Source organism: Thermococcus coalescens (assembly GCF_055392585.1).
The window spans coordinates 1672272-1689028 of sequence record NZ_AP043764.1 but is presented as its reverse complement, the minus strand read 5'-3'; the positions used below and the strand labels follow the sequence as shown (position 1 = coordinate 1689028).

At 53.2% G+C, this 16757-nt stretch carries 21 protein-coding genes; 9 read left to right on the top strand and 12 right to left on the bottom strand.

Annotation, left to right across the window (positions count from 1 at the left end; all coding sequences use genetic code 11):
• Window positions 1-8 precede the first annotated feature (8 nt).
• The 6 genes from rrp42 to ACZ5M3_RS09335 form a co-directional block, all read right to left on the bottom strand.
• A complete protein-coding gene (rrp42, locus tag ACZ5M3_RS09360) occupies window positions 9-818 on the bottom strand; it encodes an exosome complex protein Rrp42 (RefSeq protein WP_464839355.1) in 810 nt (269 codons plus the stop codon).
• A 1-nt stretch (window position 819) separates the two neighbouring features.
• Entirely contained in the window at window positions 820-1569 is a 750-nt protein-coding gene (gene rrp41 / locus ACZ5M3_RS09355; protein WP_464839354.1) for an exosome complex exonuclease Rrp41, read from the bottom strand.
• Window positions 1566-2336 (bottom strand): exosome complex RNA-binding protein Rrp4, encoded by a 771-nt coding sequence (rrp4, locus tag ACZ5M3_RS09350; RefSeq protein ID WP_464839353.1) that lies wholly within the window; start codon window positions 2334-2336, stop codon window positions 1566-1568. The genes rrp41 and rrp4 overlap by 4 nt, the downstream gene beginning before the upstream one ends.
• The gene (locus ACZ5M3_RS09345) at window positions 2333-3043 is read right to left on the bottom strand and encodes a ribosome assembly factor SBDS (RefSeq protein ID WP_464839352.1); all 711 of its coding nucleotides are present in this window, start codon (window positions 3041-3043) and stop codon (window positions 2333-2335) included. The genes rrp4 and ACZ5M3_RS09345 overlap by 4 nt, the downstream gene beginning before the upstream one ends.
• An 11-nt stretch (window positions 3044-3054) precedes the next feature.
• On the bottom strand, window positions 3055-3837 hold the full coding sequence (gene psmA / locus ACZ5M3_RS09340) for an archaeal proteasome endopeptidase complex subunit alpha (RefSeq protein ID WP_464839351.1): 783 nt from the start codon (window positions 3835-3837) through the stop codon (window positions 3055-3057).
• A gap of 78 nt (window positions 3838-3915) precedes the next feature.
• Window positions 3916-4137 (bottom strand): hypothetical protein, encoded by a 222-nt coding sequence (locus tag ACZ5M3_RS09335; protein ID WP_464839350.1) that lies wholly within the window; start codon window positions 4135-4137, stop codon window positions 3916-3918.
• Window positions 4138-4191: 54 nt separating this feature from the next.
• Between ACZ5M3_RS09335 and ACZ5M3_RS09330 the strand changes: the two genes are divergently transcribed.
• The 4 genes from ACZ5M3_RS09330 to ACZ5M3_RS09315 all read left to right on the top strand — a co-directional run bounded on the left by ACZ5M3_RS09330 (window position 4192) and on the right by ACZ5M3_RS09315 (window position 10033).
• Window positions 4192-4650, top strand: a complete 459-nt coding sequence (locus tag ACZ5M3_RS09330) for an HIT family protein (RefSeq protein WP_464840888.1) — start codon at window positions 4192-4194, stop codon at window positions 4648-4650.
• A gap of 79 nt (window positions 4651-4729) precedes the next feature.
• Window positions 4730-8599, top strand: a complete 3870-nt coding sequence (locus ACZ5M3_RS09325) for an Ig-like domain-containing protein (protein WP_464839349.1) — start codon at window positions 4730-4732, stop codon at window positions 8597-8599.
• On the top strand, window positions 8596-9498 hold the full coding sequence (locus ACZ5M3_RS09320) for a hypothetical protein (protein WP_464839348.1): 903 nt from the start codon (window positions 8596-8598) through the stop codon (window positions 9496-9498). Before ACZ5M3_RS09325 ends, ACZ5M3_RS09320 begins: the two co-directional genes overlap by 4 nt.
• Window positions 9499-9655: 157 nt before the next feature.
• Window positions 9656-10033: a hypothetical protein gene (locus ACZ5M3_RS09315; protein WP_464839347.1), complete on the top strand. Its 378-nt coding sequence runs from the start codon at window positions 9656-9658 to the stop codon at window positions 10031-10033.
• A gap of 13 nt (window positions 10034-10046) precedes the next feature.
• Here the strand turns inward: ACZ5M3_RS09315 and ACZ5M3_RS09310 are convergent, their stop codons facing one another.
• Window positions 10047-10373: a nucleotide pyrophosphohydrolase gene (locus ACZ5M3_RS09310; RefSeq protein WP_464839346.1), complete on the bottom strand. Its 327-nt coding sequence runs from the start codon at window positions 10371-10373 to the stop codon at window positions 10047-10049.
• Between the two features lie 9 nt (window positions 10374-10382).
• A complete protein-coding gene (locus ACZ5M3_RS09305) occupies window positions 10383-10670 on the bottom strand; it encodes a hypothetical protein (protein ID WP_464840887.1) in 288 nt (95 codons plus the stop codon).
• 90 nt (window positions 10671-10760) lie between these two features.
• Here ACZ5M3_RS09305 and ACZ5M3_RS09300 point away from each other — a divergent pair, with 90 nt between their 5' ends.
• Genes ACZ5M3_RS09300 through iorA form a run of 3 tightly spaced genes read left to right on the top strand, consistent with a single transcriptional unit; the run spans window position 10761 to window position 13262 of the window.
• On the top strand, window positions 10761-11012 hold the full coding sequence (locus tag ACZ5M3_RS09300; protein ID WP_464840885.1) for a hypothetical protein: 252 nt from the start codon (window positions 10761-10763) through the stop codon (window positions 11010-11012).
• A gap of 5 nt (window positions 11013-11017) precedes the next feature.
• Window positions 11018-11332 carry a hypothetical protein gene (locus tag ACZ5M3_RS09295; RefSeq protein ID WP_464839345.1) on the top strand — a complete coding sequence of 105 codons (315 nt, stop codon included), beginning with the start codon at window positions 11018-11020 and terminating at the stop codon, window positions 11330-11332.
• Window positions 11333-11363: 31 nt separating this feature from the next.
• The gene (gene iorA / locus ACZ5M3_RS09290) at window positions 11364-13262 is read left to right on the top strand and encodes an indolepyruvate ferredoxin oxidoreductase subunit alpha (RefSeq protein ID WP_464840884.1); all 1899 of its coding nucleotides are present in this window, start codon (window positions 11364-11366) and stop codon (window positions 13260-13262) included.
• Here iorA and ACZ5M3_RS09285 read toward each other — a convergent pair.
• Window positions 13259-13576 carry a hypothetical protein gene (locus ACZ5M3_RS09285; RefSeq protein WP_464839344.1) on the bottom strand — a complete coding sequence of 106 codons (318 nt, stop codon included), beginning with the start codon at window positions 13574-13576 and terminating at the stop codon, window positions 13259-13261. The two genes, iorA and ACZ5M3_RS09285, sit on opposite strands and share 4 nt — an antisense overlap.
• 84 nt (window positions 13577-13660) lie before the next feature.
• Complete coding sequence (locus ACZ5M3_RS09280; protein WP_464839343.1) at window positions 13661-14344, bottom strand: DUF4152 family protein; 684 nt, start codon at window positions 14342-14344, stop codon at window positions 13661-13663.
• A 56-nt stretch (window positions 14345-14400) separates the two neighbouring features.
• Here ACZ5M3_RS09280 and ACZ5M3_RS09275 point away from each other — a divergent pair, with 56 nt between their 5' ends.
• Complete coding sequence (locus ACZ5M3_RS09275) at window positions 14401-14871, top strand: hypothetical protein (RefSeq protein WP_464839342.1); 471 nt, start codon at window positions 14401-14403, stop codon at window positions 14869-14871.
• Here the strand turns inward: ACZ5M3_RS09275 and ACZ5M3_RS09270 are convergent.
• Window positions 14842-15165: a hypothetical protein gene (locus ACZ5M3_RS09270; protein ID WP_464839341.1), complete on the bottom strand. Its 324-nt coding sequence runs from the start codon at window positions 15163-15165 to the stop codon at window positions 14842-14844. The two genes, ACZ5M3_RS09275 and ACZ5M3_RS09270, sit on opposite strands and share 30 nt — an antisense overlap.
• 55 nt (window positions 15166-15220) lie before the next feature.
• Between ACZ5M3_RS09270 and ACZ5M3_RS09265 the strand changes: the two genes are divergently transcribed.
• Entirely contained in the window at window positions 15221-16273 is a 1053-nt protein-coding gene (locus ACZ5M3_RS09265; protein WP_464839340.1) for an AI-2E family transporter, read from the top strand.
• Here the strand turns inward: ACZ5M3_RS09265 and ACZ5M3_RS09260 are convergent.
• Complete coding sequence (locus tag ACZ5M3_RS09260; RefSeq protein ID WP_464840882.1) at window positions 16200-16736, bottom strand: nicotinamidase; 537 nt, start codon at window positions 16734-16736, stop codon at window positions 16200-16202. The genes ACZ5M3_RS09265 and ACZ5M3_RS09260 overlap by 74 nt on opposite strands.
• Between the last annotated feature and the right edge of the window lie 21 nt (window positions 16737-16757).

The window sequence follows — 16757 nt, the reverse complement described above, 5'->3', positions numbered from 1 at the left end:
GAAAAGGTTCATTCGGCCTTGACGGCCTCAAGAACCTTCTCCCTGATCTCGGCGGCCTTCTTCAGGGCCAGATCGACCGCGTACATAACCTCCTCAAGCTTAAAGCTGCCTCCCTCGCTCTTCTGAACTGAGGAAATCATGCCGTTCTCGTCGGTGGTTATGGTTATCCTGCCGTCCATCACCCGCTCCTCGTCGAGGTTCGGGTCGGCCAGGAGGTTGCCGCCGATCTTGGCTATGGTAACCGGGATCGGTATCTTACTGACCGGAAGGGGTTCGTATTCGTCGAGAACCTGAACCTCGTCCTTCTCCCCATCGTAGACGACCTTCGGCATCTTCGTGCTCAGCAGGGCCGCTATTGCGCCGATGCCGCTGGCGTCAAGGAGGTTTCCGTCGTAGTCAAGGACGTGAACGTCTATGAAGACCACCCTCACGAGCTTGCCCGGGACAATGACGAGCTTCTCCAGCTCCACAGCCCCGCTCTCCCTTATGCCCCTGTCTACGACCCTGGCCAGCTCGATAGCGTTCTCGTCCGGGGGCCCCGGCTCAAAGCTCGGTGAAGCGAGCGGCACGAGCTCGACGTTGGTGGTTATGACACCCTTCTCCGGGAGGTCGGGGAAAGGTTCACCCACGTCAACCTTTATGCCGACGAGAACCTGGGTGTTCCCGAGCTTCACCCACGCTGAGCCCTCCGCCTTCTCGATGACGTTGACCCTGACCTCAAGATCGCGGTAGTCCTCAAGCGAGCGACCGTCTAGGCGCCTGCCCTCCTTGAGGAGGCTCAGGATGTGGTCGCGCATTATGCTGGCCATAACTTCCATCTCACTCACCCCCACCGACCTCCTCGGCTATTTTGAGATACTTGACCTTCAGCGCCTCGCGCTGCTTCTGATAGACAGCCTTGGCCCCCTTAATGGCAAGCCTCACCGCCTCGATGAACTCCTCCCTGGTCAGATAGCCGTCCATCTGGAGGAGCGTTATGTCGTTCTTGAGGGGCATTATGGCCACTGGGACGTCGGCTTCGCCGTAGTTGTCCTCATCCTTGTTGAGGTCGAGGACTATCTCGCCCTCTATCTTACCGGCGGCGCAGGCCGCGACCAGGTCCCTCATGGGCACGCCCGCATCCGCAAGGGCGAGTGAGGCTGCCGTTATCCCGGCAACTCTCGTTCCCGCGTCGGCCTGGAGAACCTCGATGAAGACATCTATGGCCGTTCTGGGAAACATCTCAAGTATGAGCGCCGGCTCAAGGGCGCCCCTTATGACCTTGCTTATCTCCACACTCCTCCTGTCCGGACCAGGCTTCTTGCGCTCCTCAACGCTGAAGGGAGCCATGTTGTACCTCACACGTAGTATCGCCCTGTCCGGCCTCTGGAGGTGCTTTGGATGAATCTCCCTCGGCCCGTAAACAGCTGCCAGAACCTTGTTCTTGCCCCACTCAACATAGGCAGAACCGTCGGCGTTCTTCAGCACGCTGACTTCCATCTTTATGGGCCTGAGTTCGTATTTCTTTCTTCCGTCCATTCTCTTCCCGTTCTCATCTATGAGCTTTAAACCCTCTGGCTTGCCCATCATTCTCCTTCACCCTCTCCAGCAGTTTGCTCTTCAATCTGGGGTATATCCTCAACGACTCCCCGCTCCTTGAGCTCCTGGAGCCTGGTCATGAGAAGCTCCTTGACCCTGTCCGTGAGTCCCTGGGTGTGGCTTTCTCTGTCCACCTTGAGTATGGCCTCAATCGCAAGCTTCTCAAGCTCTTCCTTTCTGCCGCTGACCCAAACCCAGCCGTTCTGACCGACTATTATCCTTGTCCCGGTCAGCTTCTTTATGAGGTTTATCATCGAACCGCCCTTACCTATTAGCCTCGGCACTTTGGAGGGAGTTATCTTGACTATCTGCCCTCCCCTGAGCGGGCCGCCTCTAAAGGGCATGCCCTTCGTGGTCAGGTCTATCTGGTTTATCTCGTTGTACGCCTTTATCCTGGCGTAGATTATGTCTCCAATGTCGAATATCTTCCTGAGGTCGGTTTTCAGTATGTCTATGCGCTCCTCCGTGGCGTCCTGGACACGCAGGTTGGCCTCGTAGGGTGCCCCTATGTCCACACTCCAGTTGGAGAACCTGACGTCGGTTATCTTGCCGAGAACGTTGTCACCAACCTCCGGCATATACGGACCTTCCAGGGGTATCACCCTTATCGCGTCTCCCCTGATCTCAACCAGCCCGACGACGGTTGAGTATATCCTGTTGCCTTCCCTGAACGTCCCTCTTCCGCTCTTAAACGGCCCCTGGGCAAGCAAAGTCCCAGGAACCACCAGTTCCCTATTTTTTACAAAAATCCGTCTCATAGTCCCTTCCTCTCTATCAGTTTAGTTATCGCATTGCCCTTCGTGAGGGCATTAAGCTTCTCATAAAACTCCTCCTCGACTCCTCCGGGAATCTCGATGAGGAACATCCACGAGCCGTCGCTGGCCCACTCTTCGCGCTTTATGGTTCCGAACTTCCTTACCTCTCCGTATGCCCTGCCCACGTAGTCGCCGGGTATCTTCACTGCTATAACCTTCATCTCAAGCTTTATCGGGAGGAGGGGCCTTATGGCCTTGATAACGCCCGGGACCTGGGCCTCGGCGTCCTTGAACAGGTCGATGTGAACCCCGGCCTCTTCCATCGCCCGGAGGATTCTATCAACGGGGTGCGGATAGCCCGTCCTTGGGTCTACGGCGTGCCTGTGAATCACCGTCGCTATGTAGCGCCTCTTATCTTCGAGCATCTGCCTCCTCTGCCCTGCTGTGAGCTGAACGTCCCCCTTGCGGAGGATTACCTTCGCCACCTCGTAGGGGTCGCTGGTTCCGAATATCTTCTCCATCTCGTGCTCGCTGGCCTTGTCGCCCTTGTGGGCGTCCTTGAAAACGTAGGGAGTGGCGAGGATCTCCTCTATGGGAACGTCCTTGCCCTCCTTGAAGTCCCTCGCGAGGTAGGGGTCAACGAGTATCTCGAAGGTCTCACCGTGCGTCTTCAGACGGGCGATGACGGCCTTATCAACGCTTATGGGCATCGCCCGTCACCTCAGTAGTTGCTGTCCAGCTCGGAGTAGTCCTCTTCCCTCTCCTCAACTTCCTCTTCCTTGACCTCTTCAAGGATTTCATCGAGGTACCTGGCGACGTCCTCCTTGCCGAGCTTCTTCCAGCGCTTGTCTTCGGTGGTTATGTAGGCGACCTCTATGCTGTCGGGGCTGGGCTCCTCAAGGGTCTTCGCGAGCGCCATTATTGCCAGCTTTATTGCCCCCTCCATGCCTATGTCGTCGGTGTAGTGCTCCTCAAAGATTGCCATGACGGTGTTCCTTCCGCTGCCTATTGCCACGGCCTTCCACTCGAAGTAGGCCCCGCTCGGGTCAGTCTCGTAGAGTTCAGGCTCCTCGTTGACGCCCGCCATGAGAAGGGCGGCACCGAAGGGCCTCACACCGCCGTACTGGGTGTGGGCCTGCTTGAGGTCGCAAATCTTCTTCACCAGAACGGTGAGCGGAACGGGTTCGCCGTAGGTGAGCCTGTAAACCTGGGCCTCCAGCCTGGCCCTGTCGACGAGAACCCTCGCGTCAGCAATTATGCCGCTCGGGGCGGCCGCTATATGGTCGTCGATCTGGAAAATCTTTTCGTAGCTGCTGGGCTCGATGAGCTTGCTGGTTATCCTCTTCTCCACCGCGAGGACGACTCCTTCCTTCCACTTAACACCAACGGCGGTTGCTCCCCTCTTGACGGCCTCTCTTGCGTAGTTTACCTGGAAGAGCCTTCCGTCAGGGCTGAAAACAGTAATGGCCCTGTCATAACCTGCCTGTGGTGGTACAAACGCCATTTTACATCACCTCTAACGTATTATCGTCATATCTCCTACTCTCTGCCCATACTTCTCGGGCGGCATAATTAAGCTTTTCTATTCACCCCGCAAGGCGAGCATCGCCATCTTTCTGGCTATTCTCCTGGCAAACTCCAGCGGAATGAATGCGATTACGAACAGTATCACGGCCAGAATCAGGGATGGTTCCCGTCCGAAGGGCTGAACTATCATCATCCCAAAGGCCACCAGCAGAAAGCCCATGCCGAACGCGAGAAACTTCCGGTAGGTCTTGTTCATTACCTCGAGGGTCTCCTCCATCTCACCACCGAGGCCTTTTTATCTGGAACCCGTTTTAAGTCTTTGGTGCTGCCGATGGAATGTCCGTTCTGCACGCCGAGGGAGGGGACGGTTCTCTACGAGGACGAGCTGATTAGAATACTCATCGACTCCTACCCGGCCAGCAGGGGCCACCTTTTGGTAGTCCCGAGGAGGCACGTTGAGCGGTGGGAGGAACTAACGGGAGAGGAGAAATCAGCCCTGATCAAGGGAATGGAGCTGGCGATGGAGAAGCTTGGGGAGGTTCTAAAGCCGGACGCCTTCAACGTGGGGATGAACCTCGGGAAAGCTGCTGGCCAGACTGTTCCACATCTGCACCTCCACGTCATTCCCCGCTGGGAAGGGGACTGCAGAAACCCGCGGGGCGGGGTCAGGAAGGCGGTTCTGGATCTGGAGGACGAAAACCTGAGGTTAAGGGAGAGATGGGAGAGGAACAGAATGGGGGAGGAAGAGGTCGAGCGGCTGAGGGAGGCGTTTGAACAACACTCCAAGTGATAATTTGATTCGTTCTCACAATGTTTTTATTCACAATTCTTCAATATATACAATGCAACAATCCTCTATGGTGATGAGTATGAAGCGGCCGGTTGTAGTAGTTCTCGCCGTGCTGCTAGTACTGAGTAGCCTGCCACAGACAACAGGAGCAGTATCAACAGTCCAAAACAAAGGAAGCGTTGTCAATCCGTTCTTCGAGAAGTACCTCAACGCTCTCCAGAACGCCACTCCAGAGGAAAAAAGGGCAATACTGACGCTAATGGAAGCCCTTCTCAACGGCACACTGAAAGGGGAGATGGTGATTTCAGAGAACATGAGAATCAGGAACACGCACTGGGACGGAACCGACTTGATATTCCAGATATGGTGGTACAACGGCACCGAGCCCACCATAATAAAAACTTACCTCTGGAGAAATCCTCTGAAGGCATTAGAGGCACTCCAAAAGGAGAAGGAAACTGGTGTCTACTCCATCCAGTCTGCAGAGACCCTTAGTGATGAATTCACGGTCGAAGTGCTCTCAACAAGTTCTGCAATTCAAATAGTAGATGTGGATTACCTCACTAACGATGGAACAGGTGAATATGCATATCTGTACAACCCAAGCTCCATGTCTCAGAACTTAGATGGGTGGCATCTACTCGATGATTACGCATACAATAAACCCAGTTGCTGGATGAATGAAACGCCCAAAGATGACTGTATGGATTCATTCAAACGAGGCCACTCAATAGAACTCAGTAATGCCATACCCCCATATACCACGGTGAAAATCCTGATAGCCACCTCTCCTGAGAGCGCAATATTGAATAACAATGGGGATACTCTGTACTTGATAGACGGCTGGGGGAACGTGATTTCAAAGTATCAGTATCACGCATCACCTGAGATTACGATTGAAGAAATCGAAATAAACCCCAATCCACCGGTAGAGGGAGAACCACTAGGGTTAAGGATAAAGCTGGACAACAGAGGAGCACTAGATGGAACTGGAACAATTGAAATTTATGTAGACGGTACTTTGGTGAAGACCAAAATGGACGTAAGAGTGAGCAAATACAGCATAATAGACTACAATATTTACGAAGTCTGGAACGCAACCCCCGGTGATCACACAATCGTGGTTAAGTTCATTCCAAATTACAACGGAGAAACTTCCACCGTTGGAAAAACGTTCCACGTAGACAAAACCCCCCACCCGTACATCAGGGAGGTGAGATACGGCACGCCAGTAGAGGCTCATCCTCTGAGATTCAATATTACTGCTGAGAATCCGACTGATGCAACCATGGACATCCAGTTGAAGTTGTTAGTTGACGGAGTCAAAGTTTATGAATTTAACAGAGGCTTCATCTACGCCCACAGCTACTACGACAGATTCTATCTAATCTGGAATCGACCAGCTCCCGGCTATCACAATTTTACAATAATAATGACCGCTGAAGACGGCTCAACGAGCGAGTGGAGCAGAAAGATCTACGTGAGGCCCAACTCTCCTCCAAGGATTAAGAGCGTTGAATTTCCAGGCCAAGTGTACGCCAACGAGAACAACACCGGCCAGGTTTATGTTTATGACCCTGATGGGGATACTGTAAACGTGTGGGTAAACGTTGGCGAACGCTTCAGTTTTCTCGTTCCCCAGGTGCCCTCAGGAGAATCAGGAGGGTTCTATCTCGTCCTATACAATTACACCAACTGCCAAGAAAACGTTACCATTGAGTTCACCCCCGTAGACAAGTACGGAAAGGTCGGGGAAACCTACAGAATGAACGTTACAGTTATTACAGACAGTGACAGGGACGGGTGGTGCAATGCGGAGGATATAGAGCCATTTAGAGATGCAACGGTAACTGTCTATATATTTAGGTACCGGGAACTCGACGCAGTTAGTGGAGACGTCAGCTTAAAAGCGTTTACACTCATAAACGGAAAGTATCAGGAAGTGTACAACTCACAACTCGCATATATGACCACAGACTACGAAAAGAGAACCCTCCTCGGAGAAGATATTTTCGGCAACCTAGACGGGCAGGCAATAGCAAAGTTCACCTTTGACATCCCAGACAACGCAGAGACTGTAGATTTGTGGTTAAACCTGAACGATGGGGAAAACGTGCTGGATATCTCACCAACATCCTCTCTATTTGCTCATATAGTGTTTAACACTCTAACCGGAACCTGGAGCGGAGACGACTATCCCAACGATCACAAAGAATACTTTGGCTACGGCCACTTGAGCGGCTGTGGGGACGGTTCCTGTGGTGACATAAACGCAAGCACTGACATTGAGCCATTCGTCAAGTACTATGATGAACTTGAGGCTCTCGACTATGATTTAAGCGTTGTAAACATCACCGACGTTAAAGGATGGGACGGAATAGAGGAGCTGGAACTTAAAGACTACCAGAGCGGAACCCTCTACCAATACACAAACCCAGAAGAGGCAGTAATCTTCACCCTCGCACTCCCCAACGGGACTCAGAGGAGAGTCCTTATCATCAACAAGCGGAACGCCGAAGTGAGGGCAATGAAGCTGAACGATGAAGTGAACGTATTGTCCACGGGAGAGGCAGACAAAGACGCCAACATGAGCAATGTCACGACCAACGCAACGCCAAAAGCCAAGAACGAAGCCAAATACGAGGCAACGCTCACTTTCAGGAAGAGGAAGGGTAGCGTCAAGGCCCTCAGCACGGAGGCAGTTTCGAGTTCAGAAACCTCTACTGAGACAAGCGCGCTGACCTTTGACGCTGTTGCAACTTCAACGGACGTTGATGAAGACGATGCGGAGATATGGTTCCTCATAAAGCTGAACGACGCCGACGGCGATGGGATACCATTCCACAGAGAGCTGGAGCTAAACAAAGAGCTTGGAACCAACAGATTCTCGCCGAGCATAAACGACGCTTACGGCGACTACGACGGCGATGGGGTTCCTAACAGCGTTGAACTGTTCATTGGGAAGAATCCTGCAAAGAGGGACATACTCGGCATTGAGCTGAACATCTCAGTGGAATGGACGATGAGCGAAGAAGACAAGAAAAACTTGATTTACAGCATCAGAAAGGCGAGTGACTTCATCTACGACTACACCGACGGCTACGCGATGATAACCAAAGTCAACATATGGGACGGAAAGAGGAACTGGGACATGGCCGATGTGAGAGTGCATGACACTACATGGCAAATTCCTCAAACATCAGGAGAACTCCTATATCCGGGATGGCCAAAAGCTGTAGTCGGGGGATACTGGATGAAAAGAGATCCCGGAGTATCTCCCCAAGAGAAAGCATTCATACATATAATGATGTCTGAGAAATTCTGGGGAGGAGACTTTTGGGGCTCAATAGGGGAAGAAGACTGGGGAGAAATGTTGGGGCACGAACTTGGCCATTACATCTTCTGGTTACGTGATGAGTATCAAGACTGGCATGGACACAAATACAGAGAATGGTACCCCGCAGTGCTAGCAGAATTTGTGGGTCCAGATACTCTCGAAATATACTTAATCCTCACCGGAAAGATGCTAGATTTACACACAGTAATGAATAAGCAATGGAGATGGAGCGAACTCAGTGTCCCTAAAGACTATGAAAAATTCAAGAGTTGGAGCCAAGAGTTATGGTCAAAATATCCATATGCTTGGGCAAGTGCAGGATACAACACGTACATGGACATGCTCCCGGATCAATGGGGCAATCCTAATGACACGACCCAATGGCATTCATCTGGTTGGGAAACAGTGTACAAGATTCTCACAAGCCAGAATCTAGAAATAAACGCATGCGTACCACTTGAGGATCCCAGCAAAGGGGCATATGCATGCAGACCACAGAATATAATTATGTCCAATGGGATCCAAATTGATTTTGTTGTTGATTTAGGTTTCGTTCCTAGAACGGGGCCTTATACAGGCGTTGGCTACCTCATGGAGGTGACCTGGAGATGAAAAGGATCCTGGTTGCTGGGCTTCTGGTTCTTCTTTCCTTTTTTGCCTACAACGCCTACACTTACCACCAGCTCTCCTCTGCAGAAGGAGCCTACAAGTTAGCTGAAATTTCAAGCGGGGAAAAGATCATTGCAGTCTATCATGACGAGAATTTCTGGCAGTTTGCAACCTACAACCCCCAAAGCCAGGAACTCAAAGTTTATTACATTGGCCAGAATTCTCCGCTATTTTTCAGAACTAAGAAAACAAAAACAGCCAAGACACAATTAAACTATTCTCCACTTGCTCTTGATGTGAAACTCCTTGAAAAAGTACCGAAAGAAACTCCAGCGTTACTCTTCGCTGGAAAATGGCACACTAGAGAAAACCCACCGAAATTCCCAACGGTAGAACAGATCCTTAAACAGTACGACAACAAAACAATCAGAAGGGTTGCCATACTATACGCCAAAAAAGAACTTTGGATAAAAACCTATCTTCATGTGGATTCCCGCGCCTATGAAATCGGTACGGAAGATGTTTTAGTAATTCCCAGTCTAAGCAATAAACCTTCTTTTATACCTGTCATCGAAATACCTAATGGAGAACATACTTCAATCCTCGCCGTTTACTATTCAGACGTTACGATAACAGGATCCGGCAAGACCTTTTATCATGGCTCGTTTAAGCTCAATGGGCAATTAATTGAAGCTATCCTCAACGTTTCCACTCATTATCTGACCAATAACACCAGTTTTGCCAAAATTGAGATCTACTGCTTTTTCCCGAACGCAGGATTAAATCGAGTATCTGTTGAAAAATACTTCAAGGGGATTTCAATGAAAGAAAGGCTTCCAGCTTGGTACCTCAATAGGAAAACAGGAGACACCCTCCTAAAGTGCAACAAACAAAGAACCTAATTCATCGAGGTGATTTGGGGATGAAAAAACTCCTCCCATTGCTTTTTGCTCCTCACTCTTATGGTTAATGCAGTGAACCCCTGGAAGCACATAAACACCAGCAGGGAAATGTATTCCGTGAGTCTTCAACTTCTCCATCTGGAACGTCACCAAAGTCATGGAAGAGTACCAGTGGGGCCTAGAGAACTACCTTCCCAACATAACAGGGGAAGTTATGGACGGCGTTGAATGGCCCGAAAACTACTGGGTAAGGAACATAGTCATGTGGAACGTCCTGATAAACGCGAGTAAATTCCGGGTAACACTATTCGCATATGCCCCAGGAACTCCGGCGTGGGGTTACGTGATCTTTGAATGTCGGAACCCGAAGAACATGACATGCAACTGGAAAGAGCCAGTAGTAGACGTAGAAGTGATGGAACCTCCAACAACCACGACAACCACAGAACAGGAAGAGACGATCTGCGGGCCGGGTTTGTTAGTTGGATTAACGTTGGCCCCATTAACCCTGAGATGGAAGAAGCACGGTAGATGAAAAGCGAACCCCTCTATTCTCCAATTTTTTCGAGGGGGTACTTTCTCTCGTTCTTCTCCAGCTTCCTCTCCAGGGCCTCATCGAGGTCTATCCCCAGCTCGTGGGCTAAAAGCGTGAGGTAGATTATCACATCCGCTATCTCGTCGGCTATCGCCTCCTTTTTGAATGGATCCCTGACGGCTTCGAGTATCTCCCCGTTGCTCTCCCACTGGAAGTGCTCCAAAAGCTCCCCCAGCTCAACCGCCGCCGAGATGGCCAGGTTCTTAGGCGTGTGATACTCAGCCCAGCCCCTGGCATTTCTGAAGGCGACGAGCCTTTCCTCAAGCTCCCTGAAGTCCATCGAATCACCTCAGTAGGCGTGGGCATTGGTGGTTCTCAGCAACTCGAGCATCCTCAGGAACTCCCTGAGCTCCTCCTCGGAGAAGTGGTTCTCCACCTCATCGTCCGGGTCGAATTTGCTCAGGTATTCTCTGGCCTTTAGAAGGTCATCCAGATCCTCCTGGAGCTCCAGAACCCGCTGGGCAAACTCGTAGCTGGTGTGCGGGCTCTCAAAGACCCTGTTCTGATTGGCAATTATCGCTATCTTCAGGTTCGCGATGGTCTCATCGACCAGCTCGATAAGCTCCCCAACCTTCATATCCACCACGTTATAACCTACGCATCAGGGTATTTAAGCTTCCCGAAAGCTTTTTTCACAGAAAAGAACAGATTTTGTACGGTGGAAAGGATGGACTTCGACCTCTTCATGGAGAGGTACGGATACAAGATACTCTTTGGAATCTTCGGTCTGGTTCTGCTCGCGATATTAGGGATGTTTGGCTTCTACGTCTACGCGGTGATCAGGCTCTTTGGGCTCTTTGCCGGCGGGCTGCTACTGCTTCTGGCACTTGTGCACGCCTTCACCGCGGGCAGGAGGGTGCTGGAGGCCCAGGCAAAGGTTCACGCCAAGTACTTCCATGACGACAGGCCGAGGAGGTGAGGGGAGTGGACATCGGGCTGTTCATGGGGCGTCTCACCGTGCTCTTCGCCTCCATCGTGGTCGGGATTATCAGCGTTCCGTTCCTCATCCTGTTCTGGGGATTCTCCGGCTATGCAGCCGTTGCAGGGGCCGTTATCCCGGTCGCGTTCATCATAGGAATGCTCTTTGTGATGGCCCCGGGAGTAGCGCTCCGGAACCATAACGGAACCCTCTTCAGAACCCACAACGAGGTCTACTACGACAAGAACGAGAAAAAACGGGGTAGCTTTTCCGAAAATTTTTCGATTTTTATCGACACTTTTCTGAAGGTAGAGTTTTAACCTCCTCCGCAAAGAGACTACGGTGGTCATTGTGGAAGCGGTTAAGGCTTATCCTTCTGATTCAACAGAACTCAAGGCCAGGAAACGCGAGAAAAAGCTTCTCATGGGCAACGAGGCCATAGCTTACGGCGCCCTTGAGAGCGGCGTTGTCTTTGCGACAGGCTATCCAGGAACTCCATCAACCGAGGTTATAGAGACGATAGCCCGCCTGAAGCCGGAGGTATTCGCCGAGTGGGCGCCGAACGAGAAGGTGGCTCTGGAGGAAGCGGCAGGGGTTGCATATACGGGACTGAGGACTCTCGTCACCATGAAGTGCGTCGGTCTCAACGTCGCGGCCGACCCGCTCATGAGCCTCGCCTATTCTGGCGTTGAGGGCGGCATGGTCATCCTCGTGGCCGATGACCCCGGGCCGCACACTTCTCAGACCGAGCAGGATGACAGGTATTATGGAAAAATCTCGCTTTTGCCGGTTCTTGAGCCCGCCGACCCTCAAGAAGCACACGACCTGATCATCTACGCCTACGAGCTGAGCGAGAGGTATAAGGTTCCAGTGATATTCAGGACGACCACGAGGGTAAACCACACGACGGCCGATGTGGAGGTCGGCGAGTTCGTTGAGCTTGAGCGCGAGCCGAAGTTCAAGAAGGACATCGAGCGCTACGTCAGGGCGAGCATGGAGGGCAACAGGAAGAGGCACCGCTGGTTGAACGAGACGCTGGCGAGGATCGAGGAGGAGTTCAGCTCGATGCCCTTCAACTGGATCGAGGGGAGCGGAAAAATCGGGATAATAGTGGAAGGCGCACCATACAACTACGTGAAGGAGGTTCTGCCAAAGATAAAGGGAGATTTCAAAGTCCTCAAGCTCTCAACACCACACCCCCTCCCGAGGAAGCTCGTCGTTGAGTTTCTCAAGGGCGTTGACTTCGCGATAGTGGTCGAGGACGGTGCTCCCTTCCTTGAGGAGGAGGCCAAGATAGCGGCCTACGAGGCCGGCCTCAACGTCCCGATCTACGGCAAGAGAACCGGGCACTTCCCGCTTGAGGGCGAGCTAACGCCGAGCCTCGTCAGAAACGCCCTGCTCGGACTCATCGGTGAGGAGGGAGAGACCTACGAAAAGCCGGAAGAGGTCAAACTGGCAGAAAGCCTCGCCCCGAAGAGGCCGCCTGTTATGTGCCCCGGCTGTCCGCACAGGGGCTCGTACAGGGCGGCGCTGGATGCCCTGAGAGAGCTGAAGCTCGGGAGGTACGGCGTCCCGATACACGGGGACATAGGCTGCTACGCGCTGTCGCTGCTCCCCCCGCTTGAGGCCATCTGGACGGAGTACGTCATGGGCGCGAGCATCAGCCTGGCCAACGGTCAGAGCGTGGCGCTTAACAAGAAGGTGATAGCCACCATCGGGGACTCGACCTTCTTCCACAACGGAATCCAGCCCCTCATAGATGCCGTCTACAAGAACCTGAACGTTCTGGTAATGATACTGGACAACAGAACGACGGCAATGACCGGCCACCAGCCGCACCCCGGAACCGGGGGCAGCGAAACCGGAAGAAGGTTCAACGAGATCGACATAGAGGCCCTCGTCAAGGCGCTGGGAGTTAGGTACGTGAAAACCGTTGACCCCTACGACCTCAAGGCCACGAGGGAGGCGATAAAAGAAGCAATGCAGATAGAGGGGCCGGCGGTCATAATAGCGAAGCAGGAGTGCGTTATCCCCGTCATAAGGCGCGGCGAGATAGGTGAAATACCGCTCGTCGTCGAGGAGAAGTGCACGGGCTGCAAGGCCTGCATACTCCTGACCGGCTGTCCGGCTCTGGTTTACGATCCGGAGACAAACAGGGTGAGGATAGACAACCTCCTCTGCACCGGCTGCGGCGTCTGCAACCAGCTCTGTCCGTTCGATGCCATAAAGTTCCCGAGCGAGCTGGACTAATACCACCCGTAGCGCCAGCCCCCTTTTCTCTTCCCTCTCGCATTTTCAACTTCATCCGAGATCACTGCGTGGAAGAGGAGAAAGTAGGCCGTGAGAAGGAAAAAGCCGATGACTGTCCCCATGTCGGCATCCACCAGTGAGAGAACCCAAACCCCTGCTGAGAAGGGAAGGAAAAGCCTCGCCGCCCCGTTCCGGATCAGCCTCCAGTTTTCTGGATCCAGATAAGCGAGACTTCCCGGGCGGGAAAAGGGGTCGTTGAAGAACCAGTAAAGGCCGCTGGCCATTATCGATGATATCCCCACTGGAACCAGCATCAGGAGGGTATAAATAACGGCAGGCCAAGGCACCATTGTTACCCACGGCTAAAGTATACACGTGACGCTTTTAAGTTTTTGCCCTCACTCCCTCCACACTTCCAGCACCATGAAGCGCCTCACGAGCGGGTTTGGGTACAGCTCCCAGCCAACTCCGTCCGTGTCAGCCCCGATCTCCCCGAAGAGGCCGCCCTCCCTCGGATCCAGGCTCTCTCCGTAGATTTTCCCGGGACGGATCTCCACCGTCATATACCTGGGAAGGCCGATGATGGCCCTGCCGTGCTCCCTTGCGTACCCAATCGCCCATCTGGCGGTGTAGAGCCCCGAGTATATCTCGGCAATCCTCACCGGGACGCTGGACTTTCCGATGGCGATCATCTCTATCCCCGTCTCCTCCCAGAACCTCTTCGCCAAGGGCTGGAGCTCCTTTGCCAGATCCTTCCACACTTCCTTGCCCCTGTCGGTTATCGTCAGGGCGTCTATCGTCGGCTCGTCGAGCTTCCTGACCTCGATTCCGCCGAGGGTCGAGTCGAGGTGTACCACGTCGGGTTTAACCTCCCTCGCCAGCTCGACCGCAAGATAGGCTTCATCTTTTATCGCTTGCCTACCGCTCATGTCGTAGTTGAAGGGGTCAGCATACCTAGCGATACTCAGCGTTGCCGTCCTGTAGGGCTTCTCGACAAGCACGGCTGCAGTCGCTATAAGCCCGACCGGCTCGTAGTCCTCGGTCAGCAGTGCACCGCCTGTGTCGGCTGAAACTATCCTCATCGCAACCACCGTTAACGGGTAATTACCAATATACAACGGGAGCCAAGGTTATAGTGGTGATAGCGTTGGATGGGTCAGGCGATGTGGTTTATGAAGCTTTGGGTTCTTACATAGACGGCCTCTGCGGTTCAGTGTTTCTCGGAACCGCCCGGGGAAAGGTCGTCCTGTACAAAATGGGCACTTACCCCCTGACGCCCACCGGCGATCCGCTTCCATTTCTCAGTGTGTTCTATTCTAAGGGCATGCTGGAGATAACGGGGATATGGAACAGAAAGGGCAAGAGCGGGGCTTTTCTTCTGAGGATGATCCCAGCGGGAATAGAGGTCAGGGATGGGGGCATCATCTACATAACCTTCCCTCCACGTGAGGGGGGCATAGTTCTGGTCACACTATACGGAAACGAAGGCCTCGCAAGGACGCTGGAGGGTGCGGTCATGGACTGCAGAAGGGACAGGAGAGAAGGGGAAAAGATACTGTCCTCGATCTCTCCGGCTGAGTCATCCCCCACCTTCAGGACGGGGCAGTGAATCCCTTAGCCTCTTCACCTCTTCCCCCAGAGAGCCCACTGTTCCCCCATCGAGGCTGGAGATCCCCGCGTATCGGGATATGATGCCGTAAACTTCGGGGTGCCTGCTTTTCAGGATCCCGACCATCTCTCCGGCAGGCATGAGGAGTCCCGTATCAAGATAAACGAGGTACGCGCCGATGGTATAGAGGGCATCCATATAGGCATTGTAAGCCATATCAAACCGCTTTTCCTCCAGATAGTAATCTGCACGACGTATATAAGCCACAACCTTCTCCCTCAGCTCCGCTTCCATTCATCCCACCACGCATGGTTTATAAGGAGGGACCTAATAAACCTGTCGAGGGACTATGAGGGCGGAGAGACTCGTCTGGGTAGCCACGGTGCTCATAATAATCTACATCACGTGGGAGGCCATCAGCCCGCTGATAACGCCGATATTCTTCGGCCTGATTCTGGCCTACGCGGCCCATCCAATCCACCGGCGACTGAGTCCCAGGATTGGAAGAACACACTCAGCTTTCATTCTTACGGTGGGGATGCTCGGCCTCGGGGGTGTCGTCACCTTCGAGCTCATCATGATATCCGTTCAGGTCGCCGCCTCTTTCTACCAAAACGTTGTCGATTTCTTCAGGTGGCTGATGACGCAGCCGCTGCCCCCGGAGGTTCTGGACTTCCTCCAGAACTTCTTCAACCAGCTGATTCCCAGGCTCTCAGAATACATATCAAAGCATGCATTCTCCCTCCCCATGTACCTCCTACAGCTCGTTGTCTTTCTGTTCACGTTCTACTATGCACTGGCCTTTTCTCATGAGATAGCCGAGGAAATACGCTTGGCCATCCCCGAGAGAAACCGTCACTTGGGGGAGGAGATACTGAAAAGCCTCAACAAGACACTGGGTGCCCTTGTAAGGGCCTGGCTGGTGCTCAACATAATAAAAGGAGTCCTGATGACGCTTGGATTCCTGATCTTCGGCGTCTCCGACATCTACACTGCGATAGTCGCGGGCTTCCTGACGTTCGTCTTCTCCTTCGTCCCCCTGTTTGAGGGCTGGATGATATGGCTCATCGCGGCGGTGTACTTTGCCAGGGAGGGCATGTATCTACACGCGGTCGGGATATCCATCTACGGCTTCCTGCTGGTCTCCCCGATGCCGGACTACACGATAAGGCCCATGATGGTTGCGAAGGATGCCAACCTGGACGAGACCCTGGTCTTCATCGGCATGATAGGGGGAACCTGGGCCATGGGGGTCAAGGGGCTCATAATAGGGCCCATAGTCCTCAACCTTCTCCTCGTCCTCCTGAAGGAATGGAGGAAGGTCGTATCTAAAGAATCCTCACGCCGGCAGTCTCAAGCTCCCTCAAGGCCCTCTCCTCGTCCCCTTCATCTATCCCCTTGACCGCGTCGCGGAGGAGGTAGGTCTCGAAGCCGTGCTTGACGGCATCGAGGGCGGTCGCTTTAACGCAGTACTCGGTTGCAACGCCGCAGATGTAGACCCTCTTGACCCCGCGTTTTTTAAGGATCTCCGCCAGCTCAGTGCCTTCAAAGCCGGAGTATGCCTCCCTATCGGGCTCCGTCGCCTTGGAGATTACCACCGCATCGGCCGGAAGCTCCACCACGAACTCCGCACCGGGAGTGTTCTGAACGCAGTGCCTCGGCCACGGCCCGCCCTGCTCCCTAAAGCTGATGTGGTTTTCCGGGTGCCAGTCCCTCGTTGCCACGATCAAGGCCCCCCGTTTCATGAAGGCCCTGATGTACTCGTTGCACCTTGGGATTATCTCATTCCCCTCCGGAACCGGCAGAGCGCCGCCGGGCATGAAGTCCCTCTGCATGTCCACAACTATGAGCGCCTCCTCTGGCATCCACCTCACCACATATAGATT